Origin of the sequence: Yinghuangia sp. YIM S10712, assembly GCF_051388935.1 — a bacterium.
In the GTDB taxonomy this organism is placed as follows: domain Bacteria; phylum Actinomycetota; class Actinomycetes; order Streptomycetales; family Streptomycetaceae; genus Yinghuangia.
Genome location: NZ_JBPKBI010000005.1, coordinates 11,864 through 14,008, shown reverse-complemented (window position 1 = coordinate 14,008; position 2,145 = coordinate 11,864). Strand labels below are relative to the sequence as shown.

The window sequence follows — 2,145 nt, the reverse complement described above, 5'->3', positions numbered from 1 at the left end:
CCCGCGTCACGTTCTCATGTGGTGCGGGAGAGCACGGAGCCGGTGATCACGGAGCGATGGTGAACTTCGCCGACGCCTTCTTGCTCGGGGCGAAGGTCTCCGCCGCGACGATCGCGGTGGTGTCCGGGTCCTGGATCGTCATCCACGTGATCCAGTTGCCGAACGCGTCGGCCGCGGCGTAGCTGTAGTCGTCGGTCGTCACACCGTTGGCGTCGACTCCGTACAGCTTGATCCACGCGAACGTTCCGTAGCCCTTGCCGACGATGGTCGTGGTCGTGCCCAACGGACCGTTGTTCGGCAGCAGTTGGATCCAGCGCTGCTGCACGGCCAGCGGCGTGGTGGCAGTCTCACCCCCGGCGGTGACGGCCAGCGCGTACGAGCCGAACGCGACATTGTTCGCGATCGTCACGGTGCCGGAGAGGGTGCCGTCCGCGGCGATGGCGAGCGACGACGACGAGATCGACGCGGGGTTGCACGAGGTGCCGTTGGCCGCGCACAGGGACGCGGTCGGCGTCGTGCCGGGCGCCCAGTTCACGCCGGAGACCGAGACGGTTCCGCCGCGGTGGCTCACGGTCTCGCCCACGGCCACGGTCGGCGGGTCGTTGGCGACGGTGAACGGCAGGATGTACTGCGGCGTGCCCACCAGGTCGAGGAGCCGGACGCGGATGCCGGTGGTGGCTTCGGTCTGGATCGTGTAGTCCGAAGGCGCCAGGACGCCGTTGCCGTTCGTGGTGTAGGTCTTCGAGCCCGACTCGACCCCGCCCGTGGTGTTGACGCCGTTGAGCCGGACGGTGGTGTTCGGCGGGAAGTTGCTGCCGCTGACCTTCACCGTGGTGCCGACCGGTCCGCGGTTGCGGTCGAGGGCGATGACGGGGTCACCCACCGGCACGAACTTCTGGACGGTGACGGGTGCTTGGGCGATTTTGCCGCCTGCGGCGACCTGCACGACGTAGTTGCCGTCGGCGACCGTCGTGCTGAGCGTCGCCGAGCCCGACAGGACTCCGCCTGCGCTGATGGTCAGCGCGTTCGCGGTGAACAGCGCGGTGTTGCAGTTGCCCCCGGCGGCGTCGCACAGCGCCGGGACGGCTGCCGCGCTCGCGGGGTAGCCGGCGCCGGACAGCGTCATGGCGTTGCCGGGGCGTACCACGCCGGTCGGCGCGGTGAGCGTCGGCTGCTCGCTGCCGGCTCCCTGCGCGGTGACCGAGGCCACGACGCCGCCGCCTGCGGTGACGTCGCACGGTGTGGTGAGGGTCAGGCCAAAGACCTGGGTGACGGTCTTGTTGCCGGTCGGGGTGAAGTCGATGACCCCGTTCGCGTTCGCCGGGATGAGGAAGTCACCCTCGAACGTGGGCAGTTGAACGGGTTGGCCGGCCACGACATCGATGTTGGTCGTGGCGCCGGTCACGGTGACGCTGCCGGTCGCCCCGCCGCTCATCGCCAGAGTGATGCTCGGCGTGGTCGGGATGTCATTGAGGGTCTGCGTGCTGTTCGTCGGTCCCGGGCCGAGCGTCACGACCGCGTGCACGGTGCTGCCGGGTGTGGTGCTTGCCGGTGACAGGTCCACGGTCATGGTCTGCGGCCCGGTGCCTTCGCCCTGCCCGGCCGGGAGGACGCAGTGCACGGTTGGTGTGACGGTGCCGGCGTGGGCGGCCGGGGCGAGCATGGTCAGGCCGAGACCGGAGATCAGCAGGGTCGAGCCGGCCAGGACGGCTCCCGTTCGTGTCGTGCGCAGTCTTCGCAGGGGGGACACCGGACTCCTTCGGGTCGAGGTGCGTGGCGCGGGCGGCGCGGGCACCGGGAGATGTCCACCGCGTCGGTCGGGGTGACCCTCGTTCGTCGGTCCGGGGAGAGGGACGGGTCCGCAGCCCCCGTACGTCAGGACGCTGTGCGGCGAACTCAACCAAACGGAAGATGCTGTGGCACATTCACACGTGGATTGCAGAAATAGTCAATGATTTGATGCGGTGCAAAACCGGTGGCACGTGTCGAATTATTTTTCGGTGAGTCGGCGATGTGCTGCGGGCGTGGGAAATCCGGAGATCGAATATTTTCCGCAACGGAATTCGGTGCGATCGGGCCCGCCGATGCCCGCCCCGGGGCTTTGCCGCGGTTGCCCCGAGCGCTCGGCGGGAGGTGTCCCCGGCC

General features: G+C 69.0%; 2 protein-coding genes. Both read right to left on the bottom strand.

Annotated elements, in window-relative coordinates; all coding sequences use genetic code 11:
• Window positions 1-46: 46 nt before the first annotated feature.
• On the bottom strand, window positions 47-1,750 hold the full coding sequence (locus tag ACRX5W_RS13600; RefSeq protein WP_436788353.1) for a hypothetical protein: 1,704 nt from the start codon (window positions 1,748-1,750) through the stop codon (window positions 47-49).
• A gap of 146 nt (window positions 1,751-1,896) precedes the next feature.
• Window positions 1,897-2,145: hypothetical protein (locus ACRX5W_RS13595; protein WP_436788352.1), on the bottom strand; the 249-nt coding region annotated here is incomplete at its 5' end.